We start from the raw sequence: 23,826 nt of genomic DNA, 5'->3' as shown, positions 1-23,826 counted from the left end.
CGGCTGAGTACGGAAGCGGATGTGGCGCACGCCACGTCGGCCGATGCTGGGTGCCATGAGTGAGACAGCACCGGTCAAGCAGCAGAGCACCGCGGCCTTCTACGGCCAGGCCGTCGCCTCCTTCGGGGTGGCGATCGGCGCAGTGGCTCTCGGTATCTACTTCCTCGACGCCGACGCCTGGGTCCGCGGATTCCTCGCGATCGGCGTCCTCTACCTCGTCACCTCCTGCTTCACCCTGGCCAAGGTCATCCGTGACCGCCAGGAGGCGGGGCAGATCGTCAGCCGGGTCGACCAGGCCCGGCTGGAGAAGATCCTCGCCGAGCACGACCCCTTCCAGAAGCTCTGACGGTCCCGCCGGACAGGCCCTAAGCGCTTGCTCAGGTTCGGGGTATGGTGTTCGTCCTGCTGACGAGAGGGGCGAGTGACGATGAGCACGGCGGAGGAGACCGACGGCGACAGCGCGCCGTGGGCCGAGGTGACGCCCGAGGCGGCCCGGCGGCTGCTCGTCGCCGCCGTCGACGCCTTCGCCGAGCGCGGGTACCACGCCACCACCACCCGCGACATCGCGGGCCGGGCGGGGATGAGTCCCGCCGCGCTCTACATCCACTACAAGACGAAGGAAGAGCTGCTCCACCGGATCAGCAGGATCGGCCACGACCGCGCCCTGTTCGTCCTGGAGGCCGCAGCCGACGGCGGGGGCACGGCGGCCGAGCGGCTGGCCGAGGCCGTACGGTCCTTCGTCCGCTGGCACGCCGAGCGGCACACCACCGCCCGCGTGGTCCAGTACGAGCTCGACGCCCTCGGCGAGGAGCACCGGGCCGAGATCGTCGAGCTGCGCCGCAGGAGCGACGCGGTGGTGCGCCGGATCATCGGCGAGGGCGTGCGGGCGGGGGAGTTCGACGTCCCCGACGTCCCCGGCACCACGCTCGCGGTGCTCTCGCTCTGCATCGACGTGGCGCGCTGGTTCAACGCGCAGGGCAGCCGGACGCCGGACGAGGTCGGCGATCTCTACGCCGGCCTCGTGCTGCGCATGGTCGCCGCCAAGCGGTAGCGGCGGCGGGCCGCGTCCTCAGAAGTAGTAGCGGGACACCGACTCGGCCACGCACACCGGCTTGTCGCCGCCCTCGCGCTCGACCGTGACGACGGCGGTGACCTGCACCCCGCCCCCGGCCTCCTCGACGCTCCTCAGGACGGCCGAGGCGCGCAGCCGTGAGCCCACGGGCACGGTGGACGGGAAACGGACCTTGTTCGTCCCGTAGTTGATGCCCATCTTCATGCCCTCGACCCGCATGATCTGCGGTACGAGCGCGGGCAGCAGCGAGAGCGTGAGATAGCCGTGGGCGATGGTCCTGCCGAACGGCCCGGTGGCGGCCCGCTCCGGGTCGACATGGATCCACTGGTGGTCGCCGGTGGCATCGGCGAAGAGGTCGATCCGCTTCTGGTCGACCTCCAGCCAGTCGCTGTGCCCCAGCTGCTCGCCCACTCCGTCGCTCAGCTCCTGCGCGGACGTGAAGATCCTCGGCTCTGCCATGTCCCTGGTCCCTGCCCTTCCCGCTCCGGTCCGTCCTTCGTCGCGCTGTCTAAGCGCTTGCTCAGCATGGTTGGCGGGTGCGTTCCTGTCAACGACGGACCGGCCGGAGGGCGGGCCAGTAGGGTTGGAGGGGTGCCCCAGATCCCACAGACACTCCATGAACTCACGGTCGGACAGCTCTCCGCGCGCAGCGGCGCCGCTGTCTCCGCCCTGCACTTCTACGAGGCCAAGGGCCTGATCAGCAGCCGTCGCACCAGTGGCAACCAGCGCCGCTACAGCAGGGACGCGCTGCGCAGGGTCGCGTTCGTCCGTGCGGCACAGCGGGTCGGCATCCCGCTCGCCACCATCCGGGACGCCCTCGCCGAGCTTCCCGAGGAGCGCACCCCGAACCGCGAGGACTGGGCGCGGCTCTCCGCGGCCTGGCGCTCCGAACTGGACGACCGCATCGAGCAGTTGGCGCGGCTGCGGGACCATCTCACCGACTGCATCGGCTGCGGCTGTCTTTCCCTGGAGAACTGTGTGCTCTCCAACCCGAACGACATCAGCGGCCGGCGGATCAGCGGCTCGCGCCTGATGCCGGAGTGCCCGTCGGCGGAGCGCGCGTAGCGCCGGACGCCGCGCGTCCGGGGCGGATGCTCCCGTCGCCCGTCACGCCACCGATGCCAGATCCCGCCGCGGCGCGCTCCGGGCCTTCGCCAGTGCCCGCGGGGTCAGCACCGGCTGCGGCACCACGATCCCGCACCCCGTGCAGACCGGCCCCGCCCCCGGGGCGCACCGCAGATCCTGTCGCCAGTGGATCCCGGCGCCCGCGCACACCGGGCAGACCGTGCCGGGCTCCGACTCCAGCGCCCCGATCAGCCGGCTCAGCACCTCGGCGAGCGGCGCCGACGGATGTACCGCCGGGTCTTCGCAGCGGGCGACCCCGTGGCCGCCCCAGGTGCGCCGGTGCCAGTCGTCGAACGCGCCGGGCCGGCGCAGCCCGTCGTGCTTCTCCCGCCTGCGGCGTTCGGCGAACCCCGCCTCGTAACCGAGCCAGACCGTTCGCGCCGCCTCCAGTTCGTCCAGCGCGCGCATCAGCCGCGCCGGATCGGGGGACCGGTCCTCGGGCCCTATTCCGTGCCGAGTGCACAGATGGTCCCAGGTCGCCCGATGTCCGTAAGGGGCGAACCTCTCCAGGCACTTGCGCAGCGAATACCGCCGCAGTGCCAGGTCGCTCCGCGGATCGCGCACCTGTCTCGCAAGACTCCGGAATCCCGCCACCGCACCGTCACCTCCGTCGCTCGTACTTCGGCGTCAAGGGATGGACGTACGGCTGCCCCGTTCGGATCCCGCGAAGACTGATGTTGTCCGGAATTCGGCGCGTCCCGCCGGTGCGGCGCCGCCACGGATGACGCCATGTGACGATTCGGAAAAGGTGACGGTTGCTCACCTTACCGACGGGTCGTACCGCCAGTAACCTCCGGCGCATCGGCCTCTCGGAGGAGCACGCATGCCCCCACGCACCGTCAAGTTCAGAGCCGCCACCGTCGCGGCGGTTCTCGCCCTCGGCACCACCCTGCTCGCGGCCTCGCCGCAGGCCGGCGCCGTGGAACCCGGCCCCGTCACCGACTACTGCCAGGGGCAGTGCGACGACATCCTGCCGCCCGGCGAGAACGGCAACGCCACCCTCGTCGACATCCTCGGCAACAAGGCGTTCGGCACGCACCCCAAGCACAGCGACGACCAACTCGACCGCTACAACGGCCTGGTGGCCGGACACACCGGTCTCACCGACCAGAAGCTGACCGATTTCTTCAACGACGCCTCCTTCGGTGTGCCCGAGGACCAGATCGAGTCCGTCACCTCGCCGCGCGACGACGTCACCATCACCCGCGACAAGGCGTCCGGGGTCCCGCACATCAAGGGCACCACCCGCTACGGCACCGAGTTCGGCGCCGGATTCGCCGCCGGTCAGGACCGGCTCTGGCTGATGGACCTCTTCCGGCACATCGGGCGCGGCGAACTGACCTCGTTCGCCGGCGGCGCTCTCGCCAACCAGGGGCTGGAGCAGCAGTTCTGGCCGCAGGCCCCGTACACCGAGGCCGATCTCGAAGCCCAGGTCGAGTACATCAGGACCCACGAGGGTGCCCGCGGGGAGCAGGCCATGGCGGACGCCCAGGCGTACGTCGACGGCATCAACGCCTACCGGGAGAAGTCCAAGAACGGCCGCTACTTCCCGGGCGAGTACGTCCTCACCGGCAAGATCGACGCCATCACCAACGTCGGTGAGATCCAGCCGTTCAAGCTGACCGACCTGATCTCCGTGGCCTCGGTCGTCGGCGGCCAGTTCGGCGGCGGCGGTGGCGGCGAGGTGCAGGCGGCGCTCTCGCTGCTGGCCGCCCAGCAGAAGTACGGCGTGGCCGAGGGCACCGAGGTCTGGGAGTCGTTCCGCCAGCGCGAGGACCCCGAGGCCGTGCTGACGATCCACGACGGCACCGCGTTCCCGTACGCCGGCAAGCCCGACAAGGCCCGCGGCACCGCGCTGCCCGACGCCGGGTCCGTCACCGCCGAACCCCTCATATACGACCGCACCGGCTCCGCGGGCACCGACAGGAAGGCCCCGGTCAAGGCCCCGGCCCCGCTCAAGAAGGCCCAGGGCATCTACGACGACGGCGTCATCCCGGAGGGATCGCTGCCCGGCTCCGGTTCCGGCGCCCAGAAGCGCGGCATGTCCAACGCCCTGCTGGTCTCCGGGAAGAACACCGCGAGCGGGAACCCCGTGGCCGTGTTCGGCCCGCAGACCGGCTACTTCGCCCCTCAGCTGATGATGCTCCAGGAACTCCAGGGGCCGGGCATCAGCGCCCGCGGTGTCTCCTTCGCCGGCGTCGGCATGTACATCCAGATGGGCCGCGGCCAGGACTACGCCTGGAGCGCCACCTCGGCCGGCCAGGACATCACCGACACCTACGCCGTCGACCTGTGCGAGCCCGACGGCTCCACGCCCACCAAGGACTCCACGCACTACCTCTACCGCGGCACCTGCACCGCCATGGAGACGCTGGAGCGCACCAACTCATGGAAGCCGACCGTCGCCGACTCCACGGCGAAGGGCTCCTACCGGATGCAGGTCCGGCGTACCGACTACGGCATCGTCACCCACCGCGCCACCGTGGGCGGAAAGCCCGTCGCGTACACCTCGCTGCGCAGCACCTACCGGCACGAGGCCGACTCGATCATCGGCTTCCAGATGCTGAACGACCCGTCGTACGTCAAGGACGCCGCCTCCTTCCAGCGGGCGGCGAGCAATATCGACTACGCCTTCAACTGGTTCTACGCCGACTCCCGCACCGCCGCCTACTACAACAGCGGCATGAACCCGGTGCGCGCGACGGGCGTCGACCCGGCGCTGCCGGTGCGGGCCGAACGGGCCTACGAGTGGCAGGGGTACGAACCGGCAGCCAACACCGCCGCGTACACCGCGTTCGCCGAACACCCGCACTCCAGCGGGCAGGACTACTACATCTCCTGGAACAACAAGCAGGCCAAGGGGTACGCCGCCGCGGGCTTCGGCCTCGGCGCCGTGCACCGGGGCGACCTGCTGGACGACCGGGTGGCGAAGCTCGTCGAGGAGGGCGGGGTGACCCGCGCGTCCCTCACCCGGGCCATGGCCGAGGCCGCGGTCACCGATCTGCGCGGCGAGCAGCTGCTGCCCGAACTGCTGAAGGTGATCCGCTCCGAACCGGTGACCGACCCCGAACTCAACGCAGCCGTCCAGCAGTTGGAGTCGTGGCGGGCGGCGGGATCGCAGCGCCGGGAGAGCAGCCCCGGTTCGCACGCCTACAGCCACGCCGACGCGGTGCGGATCATGGACGCATGGTGGCCGGAACTGGTCGAGGCCGAGTTCGAGCCGGGGCTCGGCGGGGATCTGTACGCGGCGCTGACCGCCAACCTCGCCACGGACGAGTCCCCGGCGGCGAGCCACGGACCCAGCGGGGCGCACAGCGGATCCGCGTTCCAGTACGGCTGGTGGGGCTTCGTGGACAAGGACCTGCGCCAGGTCCTGGGGCAGCCGGTGAAGGGGCCGCTGGCCCGGACGTACTGCGGCGGCGGCGACCGGGGCAGTTGCCGTGACGCGCTCCTCGCGTCCCTGAAGCGGGCCGTGGCCCGGCCGGCGACGGAGGTCTATCCGGGCGACGACAACTGCAAGGCGGGCGAGCAGTGGTGCACCGACTCGATCGTCCACCGGCCGCTCGGCGGGATCGGTCAGAAGGCCATCCACTGGCAGAACCGCCCGACCTACCAGCAGGTGGTGGAGTTCCCCGCCCACCGGTAGGGGCTTGAGCGACCGTGCCGGGCGGGTCCGGACTCCTCGGGCCCGCCCGGCGCCGTCTCACCGGTACTGGAGATACCGCTTCCGTACGGCACGGAACGCGGCGAGATCCTCCGACCAGGCGCCCACCACCTCGTCCGTGTCCGCCCCCGCGTCGATCATGGTGCGGACCCGGGTGTTGCCGGTGAGCTTGTCGATCCAGTTGTCCGGGCGCCACTCGAACCCGCTCCAGGTCCGCTTCGCCGTCACCAGCAGCGCGATGGCCGTGCGTACCGGATCGAAGGCCTCGCGGTCGTGGACGTGCAGCTGCACACCGCCGACCGTCTTCCCCTGGAACTTGGAGAACGTCGGCGCGAAGTACGCCTCGCGGAACGCCACCCCGGGCAGGTCGAGCGCGTTCGCCGCCGCCGCCCAGCGGTGGTCGATGCCCTCCGCGCCGAGCAGTTCGAACGGCCGGGTCGTGCCGCGCCCCTCGGAGAGGTTCGTGCCCTCGAACAGGCAGGTCCCCGAGTAGACGAGCGCGGTGTCGGGCGTCGGCATGTTGGGGCTCGGCGGCACCCACGGCAGCCCGGTCGCGTCGAAGAAGTCCGAGCGTTTCCAGCCGGACATCTTCACGATGCGCAGGTCCACCGGACGCTCGGCCAGGAACCGGGCGTTGAAGAGCAGCGCCAGCTCGGTGACCGTCATGCCGTGCGCCTGCGCGATCTCCCGGCGGCCCACGAACGTGCCGAACGCCGGGTCGAGGACCGGGCCGAGAGCCGCCCGCCCGGTCACCGGGTTCGGCCGGTCCAGGACGACGAACCGCTTCCCCGCGAGCGCCGCCGCCTCCATGCAGTCGTACAGCGTCCAGATGTACGTGTAGAAGCGGGCGCCGGCGTCCTGGATGTCGAAGACGATCGTGTCCACGCCGGACGCCGTGAAGACATCGGCGAGCGGCTGACCGCTCTTCAAGTACGTGTCGTAGACCGGGAGTCCGGTCGCCGGGTCGTCGTACCGCCCCTCCGAACCGCCCGCCTGCGCGGTGCCCCGGAAGCCGTGCTCGGGCCCGAAGACGGCGATCAGGTCCACCCGCTCGTCCGGGTGCATCACATCGACGATGTGGCGCACGTCGGAGGTGATCCCGGTCGGGTTGGTGACCACGCCGACCTTCTGGCCCTTCAGCAGCGCGTAGCCGTCCGCCGCCAGCCGGTCGAAACCGGTGCGGACCCGGCCGTGCCCCTTGCCCGCGGCGGGGGCGGCGCTCGCGGCCCCGGTCCCGGCGGCCGTCGCCGCGAGGGCCCCCACCGCACCACCGGCGGCCAGCAAACCACGTCTGGTCAGGCTCATTCGGCTACCTCCATGATCGCGACGACTGTCATGGTCACGCACGCTAGCGCGCGATCAGGCCATACGGAATGAGCCGGACGAGACAGGTGTGACAGGAGTGCCTCCCGGGCGGTGTCCACCCCTTCCGCTCCGGCATACCGACTGGTTAGTCTGCCGGTGCGATCGGCTGAGAGAGGCGGGACCCGATGAGTGCGGTGCAGGGCGCGGGTGTGGTGGTCACGGGGGCCGGAGGCGGCATCGGCGCCGCACTGGCCCGCCGGTTCGCGGCGGAGGGCGCGCGGGTCGTGGTCAACGACCTCGACGAGGCGAGGATCAGGAAACTGGCCGAGGAGATCGGCGGCATCGCCGTCGCCGGTGACGCCTCGCGGATCGTGGACGCGGCCAGGGACGCGCTCGACGGCACCGTCGACATCTACTGCGCCAACGCCGGCCTCGCCTCGCCCGGCGACGTCTTCGCGGACGAGGAGGTCTGGGCCGCGGCCTGGGACGTCAATGTGATGGCCCACGTCCGCGCGGCCAGGGCGCTGCTCCCCGGCTGGCTGGAGCGCGGCAGCGGGCGCTTCGTCTCGACCGCCTCCGCCGCCGGACTGCTGACGATGATCGGCGCCGCGCCGTACAGCGTCACCAAGCACGGCGTCGTCGCCTTCGCCGAATGGCTCTCGCTCACCTACCGCCACCGCGGGATCAAGGTCCACGCGATCTGCCCGCAGGGGGTGCGTACGGACATGCTCACCGCCGCCGGATCGGCCGGGGAGCTCGTCCTCGCCCCCGGCGCCATCGAGCCCGAGGCGGTCGCCGACGCGCTCCTGGACGCCATGGCCGAGGACCGCTTCCTCGTCCTGCCGCACCCCGAGGTCGCCGGGTACTACCGGGCCCGCGCCAAGGACACCGACCACTGGCTCGGCAGTATGAACCACCTCCAGCAGAAGTGGGAGGAGACCGGCGCATGACCGAGTCCATCTACGCCGCGAAGCCCTGGGTCGCGCTGCTCAGCGAGGCCCAGCGGGCCCCCGTCAGCCCCGCCGCCAGCGTCGTCCACGCCTTCCGGGACTCCGCCGCCCGCAGCCCCGGACACCCCGCACTCGCCTACTTCGACGGACGCCTGAGCTACCGCGAGACCGACGCGCTCTCCGACTCGGTGGCCGGCCATCTCGCCGCCGAGGGCCTGGAGCGCGGCGACCGCGTCGCGATCATGCTGCAGAACACCCCGCAGTTCGTGCTCGCGCTGCTCGGCGCCTGGAAGGCCGGCGCCACGGTCGTCCCGCTCAACCCGATGTACAAGTCCGGCGAGGTCGGGCATGTGCTGAAGGACGCCGAGGTCACCGCGCTGATCTGCTCGGACCGGGCCTGGGAGGCCTATCTGCGGGACACCGCGGCCGGCGCCCCGACGGTACGGATCGCCCTCACCACCAGTGAGCTCGACCTCCAGACGCAGAACGACGAACGGGTGCTCGGCTTCGAGCGGCTGCCGGTGCCCGCGGACGCCGAGGACCTGGTCGCCGTCGCCCGGCGGGGCATCAGCGCCCCCGAAGGGCGCGAACCCGCCTCCGCCGACGTGGCGCTGATCAGCTACACCTCCGGGACCAGCGGCACCCCCAAGGGCGCCATGAACTCCCACGGCAACATCATGGTCAACGCCGAGCGCCAGCGGGCCGGGCACCCCGTCGACGCGGGCTCCGCCTACTTCGCGCTCGCCCCGCTCTTCCACATCACCGGCATGGTGTGCCAGCTGGCCGCCTGCCTCACCAACGCGGGCACCCTCGTCCTCGCGTACCGCTTCCACCCCGGCGTCGTCCTCGAAGCCTTCGCCGAACACCGCCCCGCCTACACCGTGGGCCCGTCCACCGCCTTCATGGCACTGGCCGCCCACCCCGACTGCACCCCCGGGCACTTCGCCTCCTTCCGGATCATCTCCTCGGGCGGCGCACCGCTGCCGCCCGCACTGGTCGAGAAGTTCCGGGCGGGCTTCGGCCCGTACATCCACAACGGCTACGGCCTCACCGAGTGCACCGCCCCCTGTGCCTCCGTTCCCCCGGAGCGCGAGGCCCCCGTCGACCCGGTCTCCGGGACCCTGTCCGTCGGCGTCCCCGGCCCCGACACGGTGGTCCGGATCCTCGACGAGAACGGCGAGGAGGTGCCCTTCGGGGAGCAGGGCGAGATCGCGGTCCGGGGCCCGCAGGTGGTCTGCGGCTACTGGCGGCTGCCCGAGGCCACCGCCGCCGCCTTCCCGGACGGCGAGCTGCGCACCGGCGACATCGGCTTCATGGACAGCGCGGGCTGGCTCTATGTCGTCGACCGCAAGAAGGACATGATCAACGCCTCCGGCTTCAAGGTCTGGCCGCGTGAGGTGGAGGACGTCCTCTACACCCACCCGGCGGTCCGGGAGGCGGCCGTCGTAGGCGTCCCCGACGCCTACCGTGGCGAGACCGTCCGTGCCTACGTGAGCCTGCGGCCCGGCGCCTCGGTCGGACCCGGGGAGCTCGGCGCGTACTGCAAGGAGCGGCTCGCCGCGTACAAGTACCCGCGCGAGGTCGAGATCCTGGACGAACTCCCGAAGACGGCGAGTGGGAAGATCCTCAGGCGGGAACTGCGTTCCCCCCGGTAGACCGGAATCACGCGGAAGGAAGGTGGCGGCAATGGCCAAGGCGACGGACGGGGACACGGCTCCCGTCCCTCAGCGGCTGCTGGCCGCCGCCACCCGGCTCTTCGCCGAGCAGGGCTACGACCGCACCTCGGTCCAGGAGATCGTCGAGGCGGCGGGCGTCACCAAGGGCGCGCTCTACCACTACTTCGGCTCCAAGGAGGACCTCCTCCAGGAGGTCTACGCCCGGGTGCTCCGCCTCCAGCAGGAGCGCCTCGACGCCTTCGCCGACGCCGACGCCCCCGTGGAGCAGCGGCTGCGCGACGCCGCGGCCGATGTGGTCGTCACGACCATCGAGAACCTCGACGACGCCTCGATCTTCTTCCGGTCCATGCACCATCTGAGCCCGGAGAAGAACAAGCAGGTCCGGGTGGAGCGGCGGCGCTACCACGAGCGCTTCCGGGCCCTGGTGGAGGAGGGCCAGCGCAGCGGCGTGTTCTCCACGGCCACCCCGGCCGACCTGATCGTCGACTACCACTTCGGTTCGGTCCACCACCTGTCCACCTGGTACCGCCCCGACGGCCCGCTCAGCCAGCAGGAGGTCGCCGACCACCTGGCCGACCTGCTGCTGCGGGCGCTGCGCCCGTAGGAGCTGTCAGCCGGCCGAGGAGTGCTTCCGCCGCCGGGTTGCCGGGCCCGGGTGCCCGCGCGGCGAGGACCACGGTCCGGCCGGGCTCCGGCTGGCGGATGCTCAGGCACGGCAGCCCCGCGTCCTCGCCGATCCGCCGCGGCACGATCGCCACGCCGATCCCGGCCCGTACCAGACCGACGAGCAGCCGGATCTGGGTGACGTCGCAGGTGATCCGGCGCTCCAGCCCGCAGTGCGCGGTCAGCCTCCGCACCGCGGTCTCCAGCCCGGTGCCCGCGCGGAAGTCCACGAACGGCTCGTCGGCGAGATCCCTGATCAGGGTGCGCCCGGCGGTCGCCAGCCGATGGCCCGGCGCGGTGATCAGCACCAGGTCCTCGTGCCAGGTCGCGAACCCGGCGATGCCCTCGGGGAGTTCGGCGGCGTCCGGCGCGAGATAGGCGAGGTCCAGCTCACCGGCCCGCAGCCCCGCGACCAGCTCCGGCGTAGTCGCCTCCCGCAGCGAGATCTGAACGCCCGGCCACAGCCGGTGGTACGAGGCCAGCTCGGCCGCCAGATCCACGCAGGTCAGCGTCTGGATCGTGCCGACCCTGACCCGGCCGGTCACCAGCCCCGTCACGGCCGCCACCGCGTCCCGCGCCGCCTCTGTCCCGGCGAGCACCGACCGGGCCGCGGGCAGCAGCGCCCGGCCCGCCTCGGTGAGGATCACCCGTCGGCCGGTCCGGTCGAACAGCTCGGCCCCCAGCTCCCGTTCGAGCTTGCGCACGGAGGTGCTCAGCGCGGACTGCACGATCAGCTCGGCACGCGCAGCGGCGGTGAAACCGCCGTGCGTGACCACCGCCATGAAGTGGCGGAGTTGGCGTAGCTCCATCCATCCACGCTATCGATAGCAGCCAGCTGAACCATCTGTTGGACCGATCACGGACGCGGGCCGAAGCTGGAGGTATGACTCACATCCAGCCGTCCACGCACGTCCCCGCACTCTGGGCCGCGGCGTACGGCCCCCACCACGCGTCGGCCGTGCGCCTCGCCGCCCGGTGCCTGCTGCGGGTGAGGGCCTTCGTCCGCGAACTGGCCCTGGCGGACCACGTGGGTTCCGGCGGCTACTGAGACGGCCGGGGCCGTGGGCCCGAAACCCGTTGGTGGGGCCGGAGAGCGCCCGGCTAGCATCCGACGATGCAGACGCCGGCCGACGAACAGTTCCACGCCCTGGGGCGTCTGATCGGGCACGAGGACCCCGGCCGGCGCCATCTCGGGCTGGCCCTGCTCACCGAGCGTGTCACCGAGCACCCCCCGTCCGACGACCGGGAGACGGACCGGCTCGCCGGGCTGCTGCCCGCATCGCTGACCGGACTTCCGGAGGCCGATCTCCTCCTGGCCGGGCTCTACGAACGCCTCGGCCACCGCCTCGGGGACCGACCCAGGCCGCCGTGGCGCACGACCGGGCAGCTGCCGGCGGCGGTACGGATCGCCTGGCTCCGCGCCGATGTGCTCCACGATCCCGGGGTGCTCCGCGACGAGTCCCCGGGCGAACTCCTCTACCAGGCCGTACGGGGTGCGGACATCACCGGTACGCACCGGCCGGCGCGGCTCGTGGACGAGCTGGCGGGCAGCGGTGATCCGGTGCTCCGGGCCGAGGCGCTGCGGCTGGCCAGGGAGGGGCTGCACGCCGGGCTGCTGGCCCCGGCACTGGTCCGGGCGGCCCTGATCGGTCTGCTGGGCGCCGGCAGCGCCCCGGTCGTCGCCGGTGCGCTGGGCGAGCTCGCCGAACCGTGGGCGGCGACGGATCCGCTGCCGCCCGGAATCCTCTCCCCGTTCCTCTCGGCCGGTCCGGTACCGGAGGACGCCGGCCGACCGGACCGGGCGCCGGTACGGGAGTGGCCCGCGGTGGCCGGTGCCGCCCTCCACGCCGCCGCGCGCCACGGCCACCGGGACCTGCTGCGCCGGGCCGTCGAGGACCCCGGCCTTCCGCCGGGCGTCCGCCGACGCGCGATGGAACTCCTCGGCGATCTGGCGGACCGCGACGACATCGGCGGGCTGACGGCCGTGGCCGCACGCGATCCGCTGCTGTTCGGCGGGCCGGCCGTGACCTGTCTGCGCGGACTCCACCGGCGCGGGCACTTCCCGGACGGGCCGGACGTCCCCGCCGTCATCGGCCTCGCCCTGTCCGACCACTCCGTTCCGGCCCGCGACGTCGCGACGATCCTCTTCACCACCCGGAAGGAGGCGCTGCGCGTACTGACGGACGCACCGGCCGACGACCCGGGCTGGCCACGACGGCTCGCCCTGCTGGTCGCCCTGGCCGGACAGGGCGCCGGTGACCTCCCGATCGGGGACGCCGTCGCCCGGGTGCTGCCCCTCGCCCCCGCACCCGGGCCGTTCCTCGACGCGATCCGCGAACTGCGCCACGAGGACGCCGAGGAGGCCGTGATCGCCCTGCTGCCCTCGGCACCGGGCGCGGCCCTGGGCGCGCTGGAGGCGATCGGCGGGGACCGGACGGTACGGGCCCTGCGCCAGGGGCTGGGCCTCACCGCGGGCGGGACGGCGCCCCATCTGCGCCCCGTACGGAACCGGGCCCTCGAACTGCTGTGGCTGCTGAACCGCGACCCGGCGCTCCGCCACGAGCTCCTCGCAAGGCTGGACCCCGTCGATCTGCCGCCGCGCATCGCGGCCGGTCTCGGCGGCCCGGACGAGCGGGAACTGGCCCTGCTGCGCTCCCACCTGGACCCGGCCGAGCCGGTGGCGGCGCTGTGCCGGCTGGCGGCCCACGGCAACGCCGGCACCCTCCCGGTCATCGCCGACCTGCTGCTGCGCATCGTGGCCGAGCAGGCCGCGGCGGGCGAGCCGGGCGCGGCCACCAGGACGGGGGAGTACGGACAGCCGGCCGGTGAGCCGGTGGTGCCGCAGGAGGTTCTGGACGCGGTGGCCGCCCTGGGTCGCGGACTCCACGAACGGGGCGCGATCCGGCCGGTCTGCCTGCTCGGCGCCGCGGACGCGCGGGAGGCGGGGCACGCACTCGTCGCGACGACGGCACTGGACCTGCTGGAGAGGCCCGGGCTGTCCGACGGCGAGCAGGCGATCCTGCTCGAAATGCTGCTCAGGACGCCCTGGAAGGGCACCCGCGCGCGGGTGCACCGGCTGTTGCGCCACCGCGACCGGCACGTGCGCAAGCACGTCATCGCCCTCCTCGCCCGTGATGCCACGGGGGAGGACGCCCGGGCCCTGTCGGCGACGCTGATCGCGCTGACCACCGCGCCGGACATCCAGACCGTCCGGCAGGCGCTGCTCGCCCTGGGCCACGCCCGAGCCCACTGGGCGAGCGCCGCGATCGCCGGGTGTCTCGGCCATCCCAACATGAACATCAGGAAGACGGCGGCCGATGCGCTGGTCCGCGCGGGCACACCGGCGGCGCTCCCGAAGCTCCTCCTGCGACTCGGACACGACGGCAACCCCGGTCTGCGCGACAGCCTCGTCGAGGCCCTCCACGCGGTCCTCGGCGACGCCTACGTGGCCACCCTCCTCGCCGCCGCCGAGCACAGCAGGGACGACGGCACCCGTGAGCTGCTGCTGGCGGGCCTCCACGGCGTCCTCACCGCACGCTCGGTCCTCGCGCTGGACGACCAGGCCTCACCGGTGGCGGCCCCGCTGCTCGCCCTGGTGGCGTCCGGCCGGGTCGCGCTGGCCTCCGGCACCGTGCGGGACCTGGCGACACCGATGGCCCGGCACGGGATCACCGCACCGGCCGCAGGAGAGCCGTCGGCGGAGGCCGGCCGGGCGGACCGTGACATCGAGGCCCTGGTGGCCCGGGGCTGGGACCCCGAGGTCGCGCTGCGCGTCGCCGAGCGGGACGAGCCGCCGGCCCCCGGCCGGGCGGCGCGGCTGCGGCCGATGCTGGCCGACTGGCTCCGGCTGGCCGACGCGCGGCCGGCGCCCCGCGACAAGGCGTTCCCGGAGAACAAGGCACTCCCGGACAACAGGGCCTTCCCGAACAACAGAGCACTTCCGGACATCAAGGCTTTCCCGGGCAACAGGGCGCTCCGGAACAAGGTGGTGCGCCTCGTGCTGTCGCTCTGCACCGAGCCCCGGGACGGTGCCGAGCTCACGGCACTGGCCCGGTCCGCCCCGCTCCTGCTGGATGCGCTCGCCGACGCCCGGGACGGGGACCGGCACGACCTGATAGCCGTACTCGAAGCGGTCGCGCCGATGCTGGCGCCCACCGCGAGACCGGCCGCCGTCGCAGCGGTACGGGCCCTGCGCCCCGCCCCGGCGGCCCCGAGCCGGTCCACGCTGACGCTGTTGCGCCGCCTCGGCGCGGTACCGGCCCGCGCCGACCTCGACCGGGCACTCGCGGACGCCCGGCTCGGCGCCGACCCCCGGCGGGCCGTGACCGCCGTGCTGCGTGAGGCCTTCGCCGTTCCGGAGACGCCCGCCGCCGGCACCCTGCCCGCCGGGACCCGGGCGTGGCGGGCCGAACTGGACGAGGCGGTCCGCACCCCGGACGCATTGGAGGAGTTCCGCCGCAAGGACGACGGCGCCGTCCCCTCGCGGGACCGGCTGAGCGCGCTGACCGAGGCCCACCCGAGCGCCGGTCCCGGGGTCGGGGCCGCTCTCGTCGACTGGATGACACTGCTCCAGCCCATCGACGCACCGCCCTGGACCATCGCCGAGACCGCCCAGGCACCACAGCCGCCACCGCGCCGGGCCCGCGTCGACGACCTGGACCAGCCGCGCTCGGCGGCGCTGCGGCAACGGCTGCTGACCATGCTGGGGTCGGCCGAGGCGGACCGCAGACAGGCCGCCGCCCTGGCACTGGCGCGGTGGCCCGAGCCGGAGGCCCGGCTGCCGGTGCTGCGCGCGTATCTCCGCGGCCGGGTCGACCTGCGCGTCGGCGCCGGCCTGGCCCGCGCCCTGGGCGCCGTCGACGAGAGGGAACTCCGGGGCGACGGCATCCTGCGGGACAGGGTGGCACGCGCAGCCGCCGCACTCGACCCGTGGGAGAGGGAACGGTTCGTCCCACTGCTGCTGGAGTGGTGGGAGCACGCCCCGCCCGCGGTGGCCCGGGCAGTCGGCGACGCACTGTGCGCCCACCCCGCCGACGCGCTGGCCGGGGCCCTGGCCGACCGCCTCGACGCCGGGGCCTGGGGCTTCCTGGACCTGCTCGTCGGCCGTCCGCTGCTGCGCACCGCCGCGCTGACCCGGACCTGCCGACGGCTGCGCGCCGAGGGACGCGAGGAACTCGCGGACCGGCTCGTGCTCGTCGAGGGCCCCTTGCGCGGCCGGGACGCCGAGCGGCAGGACGCGGTGGCACTGGCAGCGCTCCGTGACCGCGGCACGGTGGTACCCGCCGGAGCCGGGCAGCGCCCGACCCGACCGGAGCTGCTGGACCTGGCCGCGACCGGCTCACCGGAACAGATCTGCCGGGCGCTCACGGAACTGGCCGGGACGCACACCGGCCCGGAGCCCGACCGGGACCGGCGACTCCTCGGCCTGCTGGGCGAGTTGCTCACCCACCCCCGGTCCAAGGTCCGGCTCCGCGCCCACCGGACCTCACGCGTGATGTGTGCCCCGCAGGCCCATCTGCGCCACACCGAACTCCTGCTGGACGACCCGCGTCCGGACGTGGTGCGCATGGCGATCCGTACGCTCTGCCGGGCGGGCTGGGAGCCCGCGCTCCCCGCAGTGACGGGCCTGCTCGGACACCCGCACGCCGTCGTGCGCAGGACGGCGGCCGAGGCGCTCGTCGGACTGGGCGGGGCGGCGATCCCGGCCCTGCGCAGGGCCGCCGCCCACGCCCGCCCCGACCGGCGCACCCTCTACACGGACGTACTGGACCGGATCAGGGCCGGTGAAGGCTGAGAGCGACCCTCCGGGCCGGGCCCACCGCCTACACGTACCGCTTGATCTCCCGCCGGGCCAGCGATCGCTGATGCACCTCGTCCGGGCCGTCCGCCAGCCGCAACGTCCGGGCCGCCGCCCACAGTTCGGCCAGCGGGAAGTCCTGGCTCACCCCGCCGGCGCCGTGCAGCTGCACCGCCCGGTCGAGGATGTCGACCACCGCGCGCGGGGTGGCGATCTTGATGGCCTGGATCTCCGTGTGTGCGCCCCGGTTGCCCACCGTGTCCATCAGCCACGCCGTCTTCAGTACCAGCAGGCGCAGCTGCTCCACCGTGACCCGCGCGTCCGCGATCCAGTTCTGCACGACGCCCTGCTGGGCCAGCGGCTTGCCGAAGGCCGTACGGGACACCGCCCGCCTGCACATCAGCTCGATGGCCCGCTCGGCCATGCCGATCAGCCGCATGCAGTGGTGGATCCGGCCCGGTCCCAGCCGTGCCTGGGCGATGGCGAAGCCGCTGCCCTCCTCGCCGATCAGATTCCCGGCAGGCACCCGCACATCGGTGAGGACGACCTCCGCGTGGCCGCCGTGGTAGTGGTCCTCGTACCCGTACACCCGCATGGCGCGGCGCACTTCGAGGCCGGGGGTGTCGCGGGGGACCAGGATCATCGACTGCTGGCGGCGGATGTCCGGGCCGGCAGGGTCATCGGCAGTCGCCGTCCTGCCCATCACGATGAGGATCTCGCAGTCCGGGTTCATCGCCCCGGAGATGTACCACTTGCGGCCGTTGATGACGTAGTCGTCGCCGTCGCGCACGATCCGGGTCTCGATGTTCGTCGCGTCGGAGGAGGCGACCTCGGGCTCCGTCATCGCGAACGCCGAGCGGATCTCACCGGCGAGCAGCGGCTCCAGCCACCGCTTCTTCTGTTCGTCGGTGGCGAACTGGAAGAGCACCTCCATGTTCCCGGTGTCCGGGGCCGCGCAGTTGAGCGCGGTGGGTGCCAACTGCGGGGACCGGCCGGTGATCTCGGCGAGCGGTGCGTACTGGAGGTTGGTCAGCCCGGCCCCGTACTCCGCGTCCGGCAGGAAGAGGTTCCACAGACCCTGCCTGCGCGCTTCCGCCTTCAGGTCCTCGACGACCTGCGGGGTGTCCCACGGGGAGGCCAGCAGGGCGCGCTGCTCGTCCGCGGTCTTCTCGGCCGGGTACACGTACTCGTCCATGAAGGCGAGCAGCCTGGTGCGCAGCTCTTCGGTGCGGGCGTCGAATGCGAAGTCCATGGGGGTGATCAGCCTTCCTGGAGGGTGGTGAGACCGTGCTCGATGAAGACGGGGACGAGGTCGCCGATGCGGTCGAAGCCGGTGCCGACGGTCTGGCCCAGGGTGTAGCGGTAGTGGATGCCCTCCAGGATCACGGCGAGCTTGAACCAGGCGAACGCCGTGTACCAGAAGATGGCGGAGGTGTCGCGGCCGGATCGGGTCGCATAGCGCTCGATCAGCTCGGCGGGGGAGGGGTGGCCCGCCGCGCCGCTGGTGGTGGAGACCGGCGATTCGGCCAGGCCGAGATCGGAGCTGTACATCACGAGCAGGCCGAGGTCGGTCAGCGGGTCGCCGAGCGTCGACATCTCCCAGTCGAGGACGGCCTTGATCCGGTCGTCGGAGCCGATCAGGACGTTGTCCAGCCGGTAGTCGCCGTGCACGACGGCGGGCGCGGGCGAGACGGGCAGCGCACGCCCGAGCGCGGCGTGCAGTTCGTCGATGCCGGGCAGCTCGCGGTTGCGTGACGCGTCCAGCTGCTTGCCCCAGCGGCGCAGCTGCCGGTCGAGGAAGCCCTCGGGCCGCCCGAAGTCGCCGAGCCCGACGGAGCCGGGGTCCACGGCGTGCAGCGCGACGAGGGTGTCGACGAGCCCGAGGACCGCCTCCCGGGTGCGCTCGGCACCCAGCGGGGCGAGCTGTCCGGCGGTGCGGTACGGGGTGCCCTCGACGTACTCCATGACGTAGAAGGGCGACCCGGTCACCGAGTCGTCCTCGCAGAGCAGGACCGGCTCGGGCACCGGGACGGCCGTCGGGTGCAGGGCGCTGATCACCCGGTGCTCGCGCTTCATGTCGTGCGCGGTGGCCAGCACATGGCCCAGCGGGGGCCTGCGGACGACCCAGCGGCCGGTGCCGTCCGTGACGAGGTACGTCAGATTCGACCGGCCGCCCTCGATCAGCCGGGCTTCGAGCGGTCCGCTCACCAGCCCCGGCCGCTCGCGGTCGAGGTGTCCGCGCAGCCGGTCGAGGTCGAGACCTGGCGGGTGGACTGAGCTCATCGTGCGCACCTCCGGGGGGTGGAAGACGGTCGGGAACCATCATGCCGACCAGTCGGTATGTCGTCCAGTACGCGGCCGGGAACGATCCGCCGGATCCATGGTGCGATCCGGCGGGCGGATTCGTCCCCGACTTGGCGCGGAGCCTGGTGTTCAGTCGCATCCCTGAATATGGTTCACGTATGAATACAGAGCTGCTGATCGACGAAGTCCGGCTGACCCCGATCCTGATAGCCGACCCGCCCCTGCTCAACACCCAGGGCGTCCACCAGCCGTACACCCCTCGGCTCGTCGTGGAGGTTGTCACGCGCGGTGGCATCACCGGGATCGGGGAGACGTACGGGGACGGCAAGTACCTCGAACTCGCCCGGCCGCTCGCCACCGCACTGACCGGGCGCCCGGTCAGCGATCTGAACGGCCTGTTCGCTCTGGCCGACGAGGTGTGCGGTGATTCACGGGCGGCCGACGACCGTGTCGAGGCGGGCGGACTGCGCGGCGTGCAGACCGCCGACAAGCTCCGGCTCTCCGTCGTGTCCGGCTTCGAGGTCGCCTGTCTGGACGCGCTGGGCAAGTCCCTCGGCCTGCCCGTGCACGCCCTGCTCGGCGGGAAGGTCCGCGACAGCGTCGAGTACAGCGCGTATCTCTTCTACCGCTGGGCCGCCCACCCCGAGGGCGGTGAACAGGACGACTGGGGGGCCGCCCTCGACCCGTCCGGTGTCGTCGCCCAGGCCCGGCGCTTCGCCCGCGAGTACGGCTTCTCCTCCTTCAAGCTGAAGGGCGGCGTCTTCGAGCCCGACCGGGAGATCGCCGCGATCCGCGCCCTGGCCGAGGAGTTCCCCGGGCAGCCGCTGCGGCTCGACCCCAACGGCGCCTGGTCCGTCGGGACCTCGCTGTACGTCGCCGAACAGCTGAAGGACGTACTCGAATACCTGGAGGACCCGGCGAGCGGCACGGACCTGATGGCCGAGGTCGCCGCCGGCACCGGCGTACCGCTCGCCACCAACATGTGTGTGACCACCCTCGCCGAGGTGCCGGAGGCCTTCGCCCGGGACGCGGTGCAGGTGGTCCTCTCCGACCACCACTACTGGGGCGGGCTGCACCGTACCCGTGAACTGGCCGGGATCTGCCGCACCTTCGGCGTCGGACTCTCCATGCACTCCAACACCCACCTCGGCATCAGCCTCGCCGCGATGACCCATGTCGCGGCCACCGTCCCCAACCTCGACTACGCCTGCGACAGCCACTACCCCTGGCAGAGCGAGGACGTCATCACCGCCCGCCATGTCTTCGAGGACGGCCGGCTCACCGTGTCCGACGCACCCGGACTCGGCGTCGAACTCGACCGGGAGCGCCTGGCCGTGCTGCACCGGCGCTGGCTCGACGACGACGGCACGATGCGCGAGCGCGACGACGCGGCCGCGATGCGCAAGGCCGAACCGCAGTGGCGGACGCCGGCGATCCCGCGCTGGTGACGGGCCCGCCGCCCGGGGCACGGCGGCCTGACTTGCGGGGGCCCGGACCCGCACCGATGGTCGGTGCATGAAGGCGATCAGCTACAGCGGGTACGGCGGGGCCGACGTCCTGGAGTACGGCGAGCGGCCCGACCCCAAGGTCGGCCCGGACACCGTCCTGGTGAAGGTGCGGGCCGCGGCCGTCAACCCGGTCGACTGGAAGGCCCGCGAGGGCCACCTCGACGCCGCCCTGCAGGCCGTGTTCCCGGTGATCCCCGGCTGGGACGTCTCCGGCGTCGTCGTGCAGCCCGGCGTGGCCGTCGACGAGTTCGCGGTCGGCGACGAGGTCATCGGCTACGTGCGGGAGGACTTCCTCTGCCGCGGCACCTTCGCCGAATACGTCGCCGCCCCCGTGCGCACCCTCGCCCGCAAGCCGCTGAGCCTGAGCTTCGAGGAGGCGGCGGGACTCCCGCTGGCCGGCCTCACCGCCTACCAGGTCCTGCACCGCACCCTGAGGATCCGCGAGGGCGACACGGTCCTGGTCCACGCGGCGGCCGGCGGGGTCGGCTCGTTCGCCGTCCAGCTCGCCCGGCACGCCGGCGCCCGCGTCATCGGCACCGCGAGCGAACGCAACCACGACCACGTCCGGCAGCTCGGCGGGGAACCGGTGGCCTACGGGGACGGCCTCACCGACCGGCTGCGGGCCCTGGCCCCGGACGGAGTCGACGCCGCGTTCGACACCGTCGGCGGCGAGGCGCTCCGGGTCTCCGCCGAAGTGCTGAGGCCCCAGGGCCGCCTGGCCTCCATCGCGGACGGCGAGGTCCTCGCGTACGGCGGCCACTACGCCTACGTACGCCCGGACACGAAGGACCTCACCCATCTGGCCGAACTGGCCGAGCAGGGCATCGTCTCGGTCCATGTGGAACAGGTCTTCCCGCTGGAGCGGGCGGCCGACGCCCACCGGCTGAACGAGCAGGGACGCACCCGCGGAAAGATCGTCGTCACCGTTCCCTGGGAGGCCCCGGACCTCTGACGGCCCCTCACCCGGTCCTCAGAACAGCATGGCCGCGGCGAACACCGCGAGGGCGACCGTGCACGCCGCCGCCGTCAGCGCGCCGCGTGCCGACAGCGGTCGCGGCCGGGCGGTCCCCATCCCGAGCACCCGCAGATGCGCCACCCGCAGAAAACCCAGCCAGGCCAGCGCGCTCAGCGACACCGCCACGATCGCGGCCGGGCCCGCCCCGCCGTTCAGCGCCTGCCTGGCCGCCAGCAGCGCCACCACCGTGCACGACAGCGTCGTACGCCGCCAGGCCAGCCGGGTCCGCTCGGGCTGGAGTCCGGGGTCGCGCCCCTCGGGGGTCACCGGCCCTCCCAGCCGAAGAGGACCACCACCACCATCGCCACCGCGACGACGCCGACGGCCAGTGCGAGCAGCGTCGGGAACCGCGAGACCGGGAGGTCCTCCCCACGCCGCATCGCCCGCTCGCACCGCACCCAGTGGTTGACCGCCCGCAGCGCGCACAGCACACCGGCCGCCAGCAGCGCGAGCGCCAGACCGGCACGGATCCCCCATGCCAGCTCCGGCAGGAACTGGTCGACCGCGAATCCGCCGCCGATCAGCGCCAGAGCCGTCCGGATCCAGGCGAGGAAGGTGCGCTCGTTGGCGAGCGAGAACCGGTAGTCGGGGGTGTCGCCCTCGTCGCGGATGCGCTGCGGCGCGAACCACAGCCGCAGGCTCTGTACGAATCCGTTCACTTGTGAACCTTATCTGCCGCCCTGCCGGTGTCCGCGCTCCGGCTCAGGAGGCCGTTCCGGACGCCCGGAAGGCGCGCAGCCGGTGGTACGCCTCCAGGCCGTCCGGCACCCAGTCCCAGTCGTCGATCCGCCGAGCCAGCTCGTCATCGCTGAGGAAGGTGTGCCAGGCGACCTCCTCCGCCTGCGGGTTCACCGGCAGCTCGCACCGTACCCGGTAGACGTACGACCACCAGGAGTGCTCGGCGGTCTCGTAGAGGAACTTGAAGAGCGGTTCGGGCCGGGGGAGCCCGGACACCCCCAGCTCCTCCTCGGCCTCCCGCAGCGCCGCCTCGTCGTACGACTCACCGGCGCCGACCACCCCGCCGACGAACATGTCGTAGTGGGACGGGAAGACCAGCTTGCCCGGGGTCCGGCGGTGGACGAAGAGCCGGCCCTGCGCGTCCCGGACCTCGATGAACGCGCAGCGATGACGAAGGCCCCGCGCGGTGGCCTCACCGCGCGGGGCCTGCCCCACGACCACGTCGTTCTCGTCGACGATGTCCAGGATCTCGTCAGAAGGAGTCATGCTCCTCATCCAACATCAGGCCATCGCGGGACGGGTTACTGCCCCATGACGTACTTGACCGTCGGGCCCGTGGTCCAGCCGCCGTCCACGGCCAGCTCGGCGCCGGTGATGTACGAGGCGGCGTCCGAGAGCAGGAAGGCGACCGCCTCCGCGATCTCCGGGGCCTCGCCGACCCGGCCCATCGGGGTGTTCGGGTAGTTGCCCTCGCCCTGCTGGATGCCGACGGACGCGGTCATCGGCGTGTAGACCATGCCCGGGTGCACCGAGTTCACCCGGATCCTCGCCGTGCCGAGCTCCACCGCGCCGACCTTCGTCAGACCGCGCACACCCCACTTCGAGGCGCCGTAGCTGGAGGTGAGGGCGAGGCCCATCAGACCGGCGGCCGAGGAGATGTTGACGATCGAACCGCCGCCGTTCTCCTTCATCACCGGGATCACCGTCTTCATACCGATGAAGACGGCCGTCAGGTTGATGTCGATGACCTTGCGGAAGTGCTCGACGCTCTCGGTCTCCAGCGGCTGGCCGGTGGACACCCCGGCGTTGTTGACCAGCCCGTCGATCCGCCCGAACTCGGCGACGGTGAACTCCGCCACGCGCTGCCAGTCCTCCTCGGAGGTCACGTCGTGGTGCATGAAGCGGGCCTTGGCCCCCAGCTCCGCGGCGGTGGCGGCGCCCTCCTCGTCGAGCACATCGGTGATCACCACATGGGCACCACCCGCCACCGCGAGGCGGGCGGCCTCGGCGCCCAGGCCCCGGGCGCCGCCGGTGATGATGACGGTCTTGTCGGTGAGGTTGCTCTTGTCGGTCATGTCGCTTCCTTCATGTGGTGCAGGTGGCAAGTGGTGCGGTGGTGATCGATGCGGTGGTGAGAGGTCCGGTGGTCACGCGCCGCCCGGCACGGGGGCGTGCAGGAACGCGGTGGTGGTCCCGACGAGGTCGGCGAGGAAGAGCTCGTCGCCGGTCAGCGGTTCGGTGCCGTCCAGGCGCTGACGGGCGCGGTCGGCCAGCGCCGCGCCGATCAGGGTGAGCGCCAGATCCAGGCGCTCCAGGCGCACGGGGCCGGGGAGCGCGCCCAGGCGGTCCCCGACACGGCCGATCAGCCGCCCGTAGCTGGTGCCGTCCAGAACAGGGTGCAGCCGGCCGGTCCGCAGCCCGGTCTCATGGGTGAGCCGGGACGAGATCAGCAGACAGCGGCGGCCGCGGTCGTCGGCGAGCAGGCTCGCCTCGGCCGCCACCAACGCGGTGAGCAGCTCCCGTACGCCGCCGTCCTCGCCCAGCTCGTCGAGCAGGGGGGCCAGTACCTGTTCGGTACGGGCCTGGCGGCCCGCCATCACCGCGTCCAGCAGGCCGGCCCGGGAGCCGAAGTGGTACTGGACCGCGGAGGGATTGCTCTGTCCGGCGAGCCGGACGATGTCCCGCAGCTGGGCGCCGTCGGGGCCCTGCGCGGCGAAGACCTCCTCGGCCGCGCGGATCAGCTTCTCCCTGGTCTCCTGCCCGGACGTTCGCGCCATGCCAGCATTCTA

At 72.7% G+C, this 23,826-nt stretch carries 22 protein-coding genes; 11 read left to right on the top strand and 11 right to left on the bottom strand.

The features are described 5' to 3' along the window. Nucleotides 1-55: 55 nt before the first annotated feature. Together AB0D53_RS09890 and AB0D53_RS09885 are read left to right on the top strand one after the other, a co-directional pair. Nucleotides 56-346 (top strand): YiaA/YiaB family inner membrane protein, encoded by a 291-nt coding sequence (locus AB0D53_RS09890; protein WP_329817943.1) that lies wholly within the window; start codon nucleotides 56-58, stop codon nucleotides 344-346. A gap of 81 nt (nucleotides 347-427) precedes the next feature. Beyond that, nucleotides 428-1,051 carry a TetR/AcrR family transcriptional regulator gene (locus AB0D53_RS09885; protein WP_329817942.1) on the top strand — a complete coding sequence of 208 codons (624 nt, stop codon included), beginning with the start codon at nucleotides 428-430 and terminating at the stop codon, nucleotides 1,049-1,051. An 18-nt stretch (nucleotides 1,052-1,069) separates the two neighbouring features. Here AB0D53_RS09885 and AB0D53_RS09880 read toward each other — a convergent pair whose 3' ends face one another. Beyond that, nucleotides 1,070-1,531, bottom strand: a complete 462-nt coding sequence (locus AB0D53_RS09880; protein WP_362442676.1) for a MaoC family dehydratase — start codon at nucleotides 1,529-1,531, stop codon at nucleotides 1,070-1,072. A 132-nt stretch (nucleotides 1,532-1,663) separates the two neighbouring features. Here AB0D53_RS09880 and soxR point away from each other — a divergent pair, with 132 nt between their 5' ends. Beyond that, complete coding sequence (soxR, locus tag AB0D53_RS09875) at nucleotides 1,664-2,137, top strand: redox-sensitive transcriptional activator SoxR (protein ID WP_362442673.1); 474 nt, start codon at nucleotides 1,664-1,666, stop codon at nucleotides 2,135-2,137. A gap of 42 nt (nucleotides 2,138-2,179) precedes the next feature. On the opposite strand, the gene AB0D53_RS09870 is transcribed toward soxR, so the two are convergent. Continuing rightward, nucleotides 2,180-2,791, bottom strand: coding sequence for a hypothetical protein (locus AB0D53_RS09870; RefSeq protein ID WP_362442669.1), 612 nt, complete (start codon nucleotides 2,789-2,791; stop codon nucleotides 2,180-2,182). Between the two features lie 229 nt (nucleotides 2,792-3,020). Between AB0D53_RS09870 and AB0D53_RS09865 the strand changes: the two genes are divergently transcribed. Continuing rightward, entirely contained in the window at nucleotides 3,021-5,843 is a 2,823-nt protein-coding gene (locus AB0D53_RS09865) for a penicillin acylase family protein (RefSeq protein WP_362442667.1), read from the top strand. A 57-nt stretch (nucleotides 5,844-5,900) separates the two neighbouring features. Here the strand turns inward: AB0D53_RS09865 and AB0D53_RS09860 are convergent, their stop codons facing one another. Then, on the bottom strand, nucleotides 5,901-7,166 hold the full coding sequence (locus tag AB0D53_RS09860) for a DUF1343 domain-containing protein (RefSeq protein WP_362442664.1): 1,266 nt from the start codon (nucleotides 7,164-7,166) through the stop codon (nucleotides 5,901-5,903). Nucleotides 7,167-7,351: 185 nt separating this feature from the next. On the opposite strand from AB0D53_RS09860, the gene AB0D53_RS09855 reads away from it, so the two are divergent. The 3 genes from AB0D53_RS09855 to AB0D53_RS09845 are packed head-to-tail and all read left to right on the top strand — an operon-like array spanning nucleotide 7,352 to nucleotide 10,396. Continuing rightward, on the top strand, nucleotides 7,352-8,116 hold the full coding sequence (locus AB0D53_RS09855) for an SDR family oxidoreductase (protein ID WP_362442661.1): 765 nt from the start codon (nucleotides 7,352-7,354) through the stop codon (nucleotides 8,114-8,116). Continuing rightward, a complete protein-coding gene (locus tag AB0D53_RS09850) occupies nucleotides 8,113-9,771 on the top strand; it encodes an AMP-binding protein (RefSeq protein ID WP_362442658.1) in 1,659 nt (552 codons plus the stop codon). Before AB0D53_RS09855 ends, AB0D53_RS09850 begins: the two co-directional genes overlap by 4 nt. A gap of 31 nt (nucleotides 9,772-9,802) precedes the next feature. Then, nucleotides 9,803-10,396 (top strand): TetR/AcrR family transcriptional regulator, encoded by a 594-nt coding sequence (locus tag AB0D53_RS09845; protein ID WP_093541408.1) that lies wholly within the window; start codon nucleotides 9,803-9,805, stop codon nucleotides 10,394-10,396. On the opposite strand, the gene AB0D53_RS09840 is transcribed toward AB0D53_RS09845, so the two are convergent. Further along, complete coding sequence (locus tag AB0D53_RS09840; protein WP_362442654.1) at nucleotides 10,335-11,264, bottom strand: LysR family transcriptional regulator; 930 nt, start codon at nucleotides 11,262-11,264, stop codon at nucleotides 10,335-10,337. The two genes, AB0D53_RS09845 and AB0D53_RS09840, sit on opposite strands and share 62 nt — an antisense overlap. Before the next feature lie 74 nt (nucleotides 11,265-11,338). On the opposite strand from AB0D53_RS09840, the gene AB0D53_RS09835 reads away from it, so the two are divergent. Both AB0D53_RS09835 and AB0D53_RS09830 read left to right on the top strand, forming a co-directional pair. Further along, nucleotides 11,339-11,503, top strand: a complete 165-nt coding sequence (locus AB0D53_RS09835) for a hypothetical protein (RefSeq protein ID WP_362442651.1) — start codon at nucleotides 11,339-11,341, stop codon at nucleotides 11,501-11,503. A 66-nt stretch (nucleotides 11,504-11,569) separates the two neighbouring features. Beyond that, complete coding sequence (locus AB0D53_RS09830) at nucleotides 11,570-16,249, top strand: HEAT repeat domain-containing protein (protein WP_362442648.1); 4,680 nt, start codon at nucleotides 11,570-11,572, stop codon at nucleotides 16,247-16,249. Between the two features lie 28 nt (nucleotides 16,250-16,277). Here the strand turns inward: AB0D53_RS09830 and AB0D53_RS09825 are convergent, their stop codons facing one another. Next, nucleotides 16,278-17,504 carry an acyl-CoA dehydrogenase family protein gene (locus AB0D53_RS09825; protein ID WP_362442645.1) on the bottom strand — a complete coding sequence of 409 codons (1,227 nt, stop codon included), beginning with the start codon at nucleotides 17,502-17,504 and terminating at the stop codon, nucleotides 16,278-16,280. An 8-nt stretch (nucleotides 17,505-17,512) separates the two neighbouring features. Beyond that, nucleotides 17,513-18,535 carry a phosphotransferase family protein gene (locus tag AB0D53_RS09820; RefSeq protein ID WP_362442642.1) on the bottom strand — a complete coding sequence of 341 codons (1,023 nt, stop codon included), beginning with the start codon at nucleotides 18,533-18,535 and terminating at the stop codon, nucleotides 17,513-17,515. Between the two features lie 179 nt (nucleotides 18,536-18,714). On the opposite strand from AB0D53_RS09820, the gene AB0D53_RS09815 reads away from it, so the two are divergent. Beyond that, nucleotides 18,715-20,004 (top strand): glucarate dehydratase family protein, encoded by a 1,290-nt coding sequence (locus AB0D53_RS09815; protein WP_362442640.1) that lies wholly within the window; start codon nucleotides 18,715-18,717, stop codon nucleotides 20,002-20,004. A 67-nt stretch (nucleotides 20,005-20,071) separates the two neighbouring features. Beyond that, nucleotides 20,072-21,016 (top strand): NADP-dependent oxidoreductase, encoded by a 945-nt coding sequence (locus AB0D53_RS09810; protein ID WP_362442637.1) that lies wholly within the window; start codon nucleotides 20,072-20,074, stop codon nucleotides 21,014-21,016. An 18-nt stretch (nucleotides 21,017-21,034) separates the two neighbouring features. On the opposite strand, the gene AB0D53_RS09805 is transcribed toward AB0D53_RS09810, so the two are convergent. The 5 genes from AB0D53_RS09805 to AB0D53_RS09785 form a co-directional block, all read right to left on the bottom strand. Further along, on the bottom strand, nucleotides 21,035-21,346 hold the full coding sequence (locus tag AB0D53_RS09805) for a DUF202 domain-containing protein (RefSeq protein WP_362442634.1): 312 nt from the start codon (nucleotides 21,344-21,346) through the stop codon (nucleotides 21,035-21,037). Continuing rightward, nucleotides 21,343-21,738, bottom strand: coding sequence for a DUF202 domain-containing protein (locus AB0D53_RS09800; RefSeq protein WP_362442631.1), 396 nt, complete (start codon nucleotides 21,736-21,738; stop codon nucleotides 21,343-21,345). Before AB0D53_RS09800 ends, AB0D53_RS09805 begins: the two co-directional genes overlap by 4 nt. Before the next feature lie 43 nt (nucleotides 21,739-21,781). Beyond that, entirely contained in the window at nucleotides 21,782-22,303 is a 522-nt protein-coding gene (locus AB0D53_RS09795; RefSeq protein WP_362442628.1) for an NUDIX domain-containing protein, read from the bottom strand. 35 nt (nucleotides 22,304-22,338) lie between these two features. Next, complete coding sequence (locus AB0D53_RS09790) at nucleotides 22,339-23,112, bottom strand: glucose 1-dehydrogenase (protein WP_362442625.1); 774 nt, start codon at nucleotides 23,110-23,112, stop codon at nucleotides 22,339-22,341. A gap of 72 nt (nucleotides 23,113-23,184) precedes the next feature. After that, entirely contained in the window at nucleotides 23,185-23,814 is a 630-nt protein-coding gene (locus tag AB0D53_RS09785) for a TetR family transcriptional regulator (protein WP_362442622.1), read from the bottom strand. Nucleotides 23,815-23,826 lie beyond the last annotated feature (12 nt).

Source organism: Streptomyces sp. NPDC048295, assembly GCF_040652135.1.
GTDB lineage: Bacteria > Actinomycetota > Actinomycetes > Streptomycetales > Streptomycetaceae > Streptomyces.
The sequence above is the reverse complement of the archived record's forward strand: the minus strand, read 5'-3'. Positions and strand labels throughout refer to the sequence as shown.

What these genes read in the sequence shown, in the direction of transcription:
- AB0D53_RS09890 (WP_329817943.1), top strand. Translation starts at nt 56, where the DNA reads ATGAGTGAGACAGCACCGGTCAAGCAGCAGAGCACCGCGGCCTTCTAC.
- AB0D53_RS09885 (WP_329817942.1), top strand. Translation starts at nt 428, where the DNA reads ATGAGCACGGCGGAGGAGACCGACGGCGACAGCGCGCCGTGGGCCGAG.
- AB0D53_RS09880 (WP_362442676.1), bottom strand. Translation starts at nt 1,531, where the DNA reads ATGGCAGAGCCGAGGATCTTCACGTCCGCGCAGGAGCTGAGCGACGGA.
- AB0D53_RS09865 (WP_362442667.1), top strand. Translation starts at nt 3,021, where the DNA reads ATGCCCCCACGCACCGTCAAGTTCAGAGCCGCCACCGTCGCGGCGGTT.
- AB0D53_RS09860 (WP_362442664.1), bottom strand. Translation starts at nt 7,166, where the DNA reads ATGAGCCTGACCAGACGTGGTTTGCTGGCCGCCGGTGGTGCGGTGGGG.
- AB0D53_RS09855 (WP_362442661.1), top strand. Translation starts at nt 7,352, where the DNA reads ATGAGTGCGGTGCAGGGCGCGGGTGTGGTGGTCACGGGGGCCGGAGGC.
- AB0D53_RS09850 (WP_362442658.1), top strand. Translation starts at nt 8,113, where the DNA reads ATGACCGAGTCCATCTACGCCGCGAAGCCCTGGGTCGCGCTGCTCAGC.
- AB0D53_RS09845 (WP_093541408.1), top strand. Translation starts at nt 9,803, where the DNA reads ATGGCCAAGGCGACGGACGGGGACACGGCTCCCGTCCCTCAGCGGCTG.
- AB0D53_RS09840 (WP_362442654.1), bottom strand. Translation starts at nt 11,264, where the DNA reads ATGGAGCTACGCCAACTCCGCCACTTCATGGCGGTGGTCACGCACGGC.
- AB0D53_RS09835 (WP_362442651.1), top strand. Translation starts at nt 11,339, where the DNA reads ATGACTCACATCCAGCCGTCCACGCACGTCCCCGCACTCTGGGCCGCG.
- AB0D53_RS09830 (WP_362442648.1), top strand. Translation starts at nt 11,570, where the DNA reads ATGCAGACGCCGGCCGACGAACAGTTCCACGCCCTGGGGCGTCTGATC.
- AB0D53_RS09825 (WP_362442645.1), bottom strand. Translation starts at nt 17,504, where the DNA reads ATGGACTTCGCATTCGACGCCCGCACCGAAGAGCTGCGCACCAGGCTG.
- AB0D53_RS09820 (WP_362442642.1), bottom strand. Translation starts at nt 18,535, where the DNA reads ATGAGCTCAGTCCACCCGCCAGGTCTCGACCTCGACCGGCTGCGCGGA.
- AB0D53_RS09815 (WP_362442640.1), top strand. Translation starts at nt 18,715, where the DNA reads ATGAATACAGAGCTGCTGATCGACGAAGTCCGGCTGACCCCGATCCTG.
- AB0D53_RS09810 (WP_362442637.1), top strand. Translation starts at nt 20,072, where the DNA reads ATGAAGGCGATCAGCTACAGCGGGTACGGCGGGGCCGACGTCCTGGAG.
- AB0D53_RS09795 (WP_362442628.1), bottom strand. Translation starts at nt 22,303, where the DNA reads ATGACTCCTTCTGACGAGATCCTGGACATCGTCGACGAGAACGACGTG.
- AB0D53_RS09790 (WP_362442625.1), bottom strand. Translation starts at nt 23,112, where the DNA reads ATGACCGACAAGAGCAACCTCACCGACAAGACCGTCATCATCACCGGC.
- AB0D53_RS09785 (WP_362442622.1), bottom strand. Translation starts at nt 23,814, where the DNA reads ATGGCGCGAACGTCCGGGCAGGAGACCAGGGAGAAGCTGATCCGCGCG.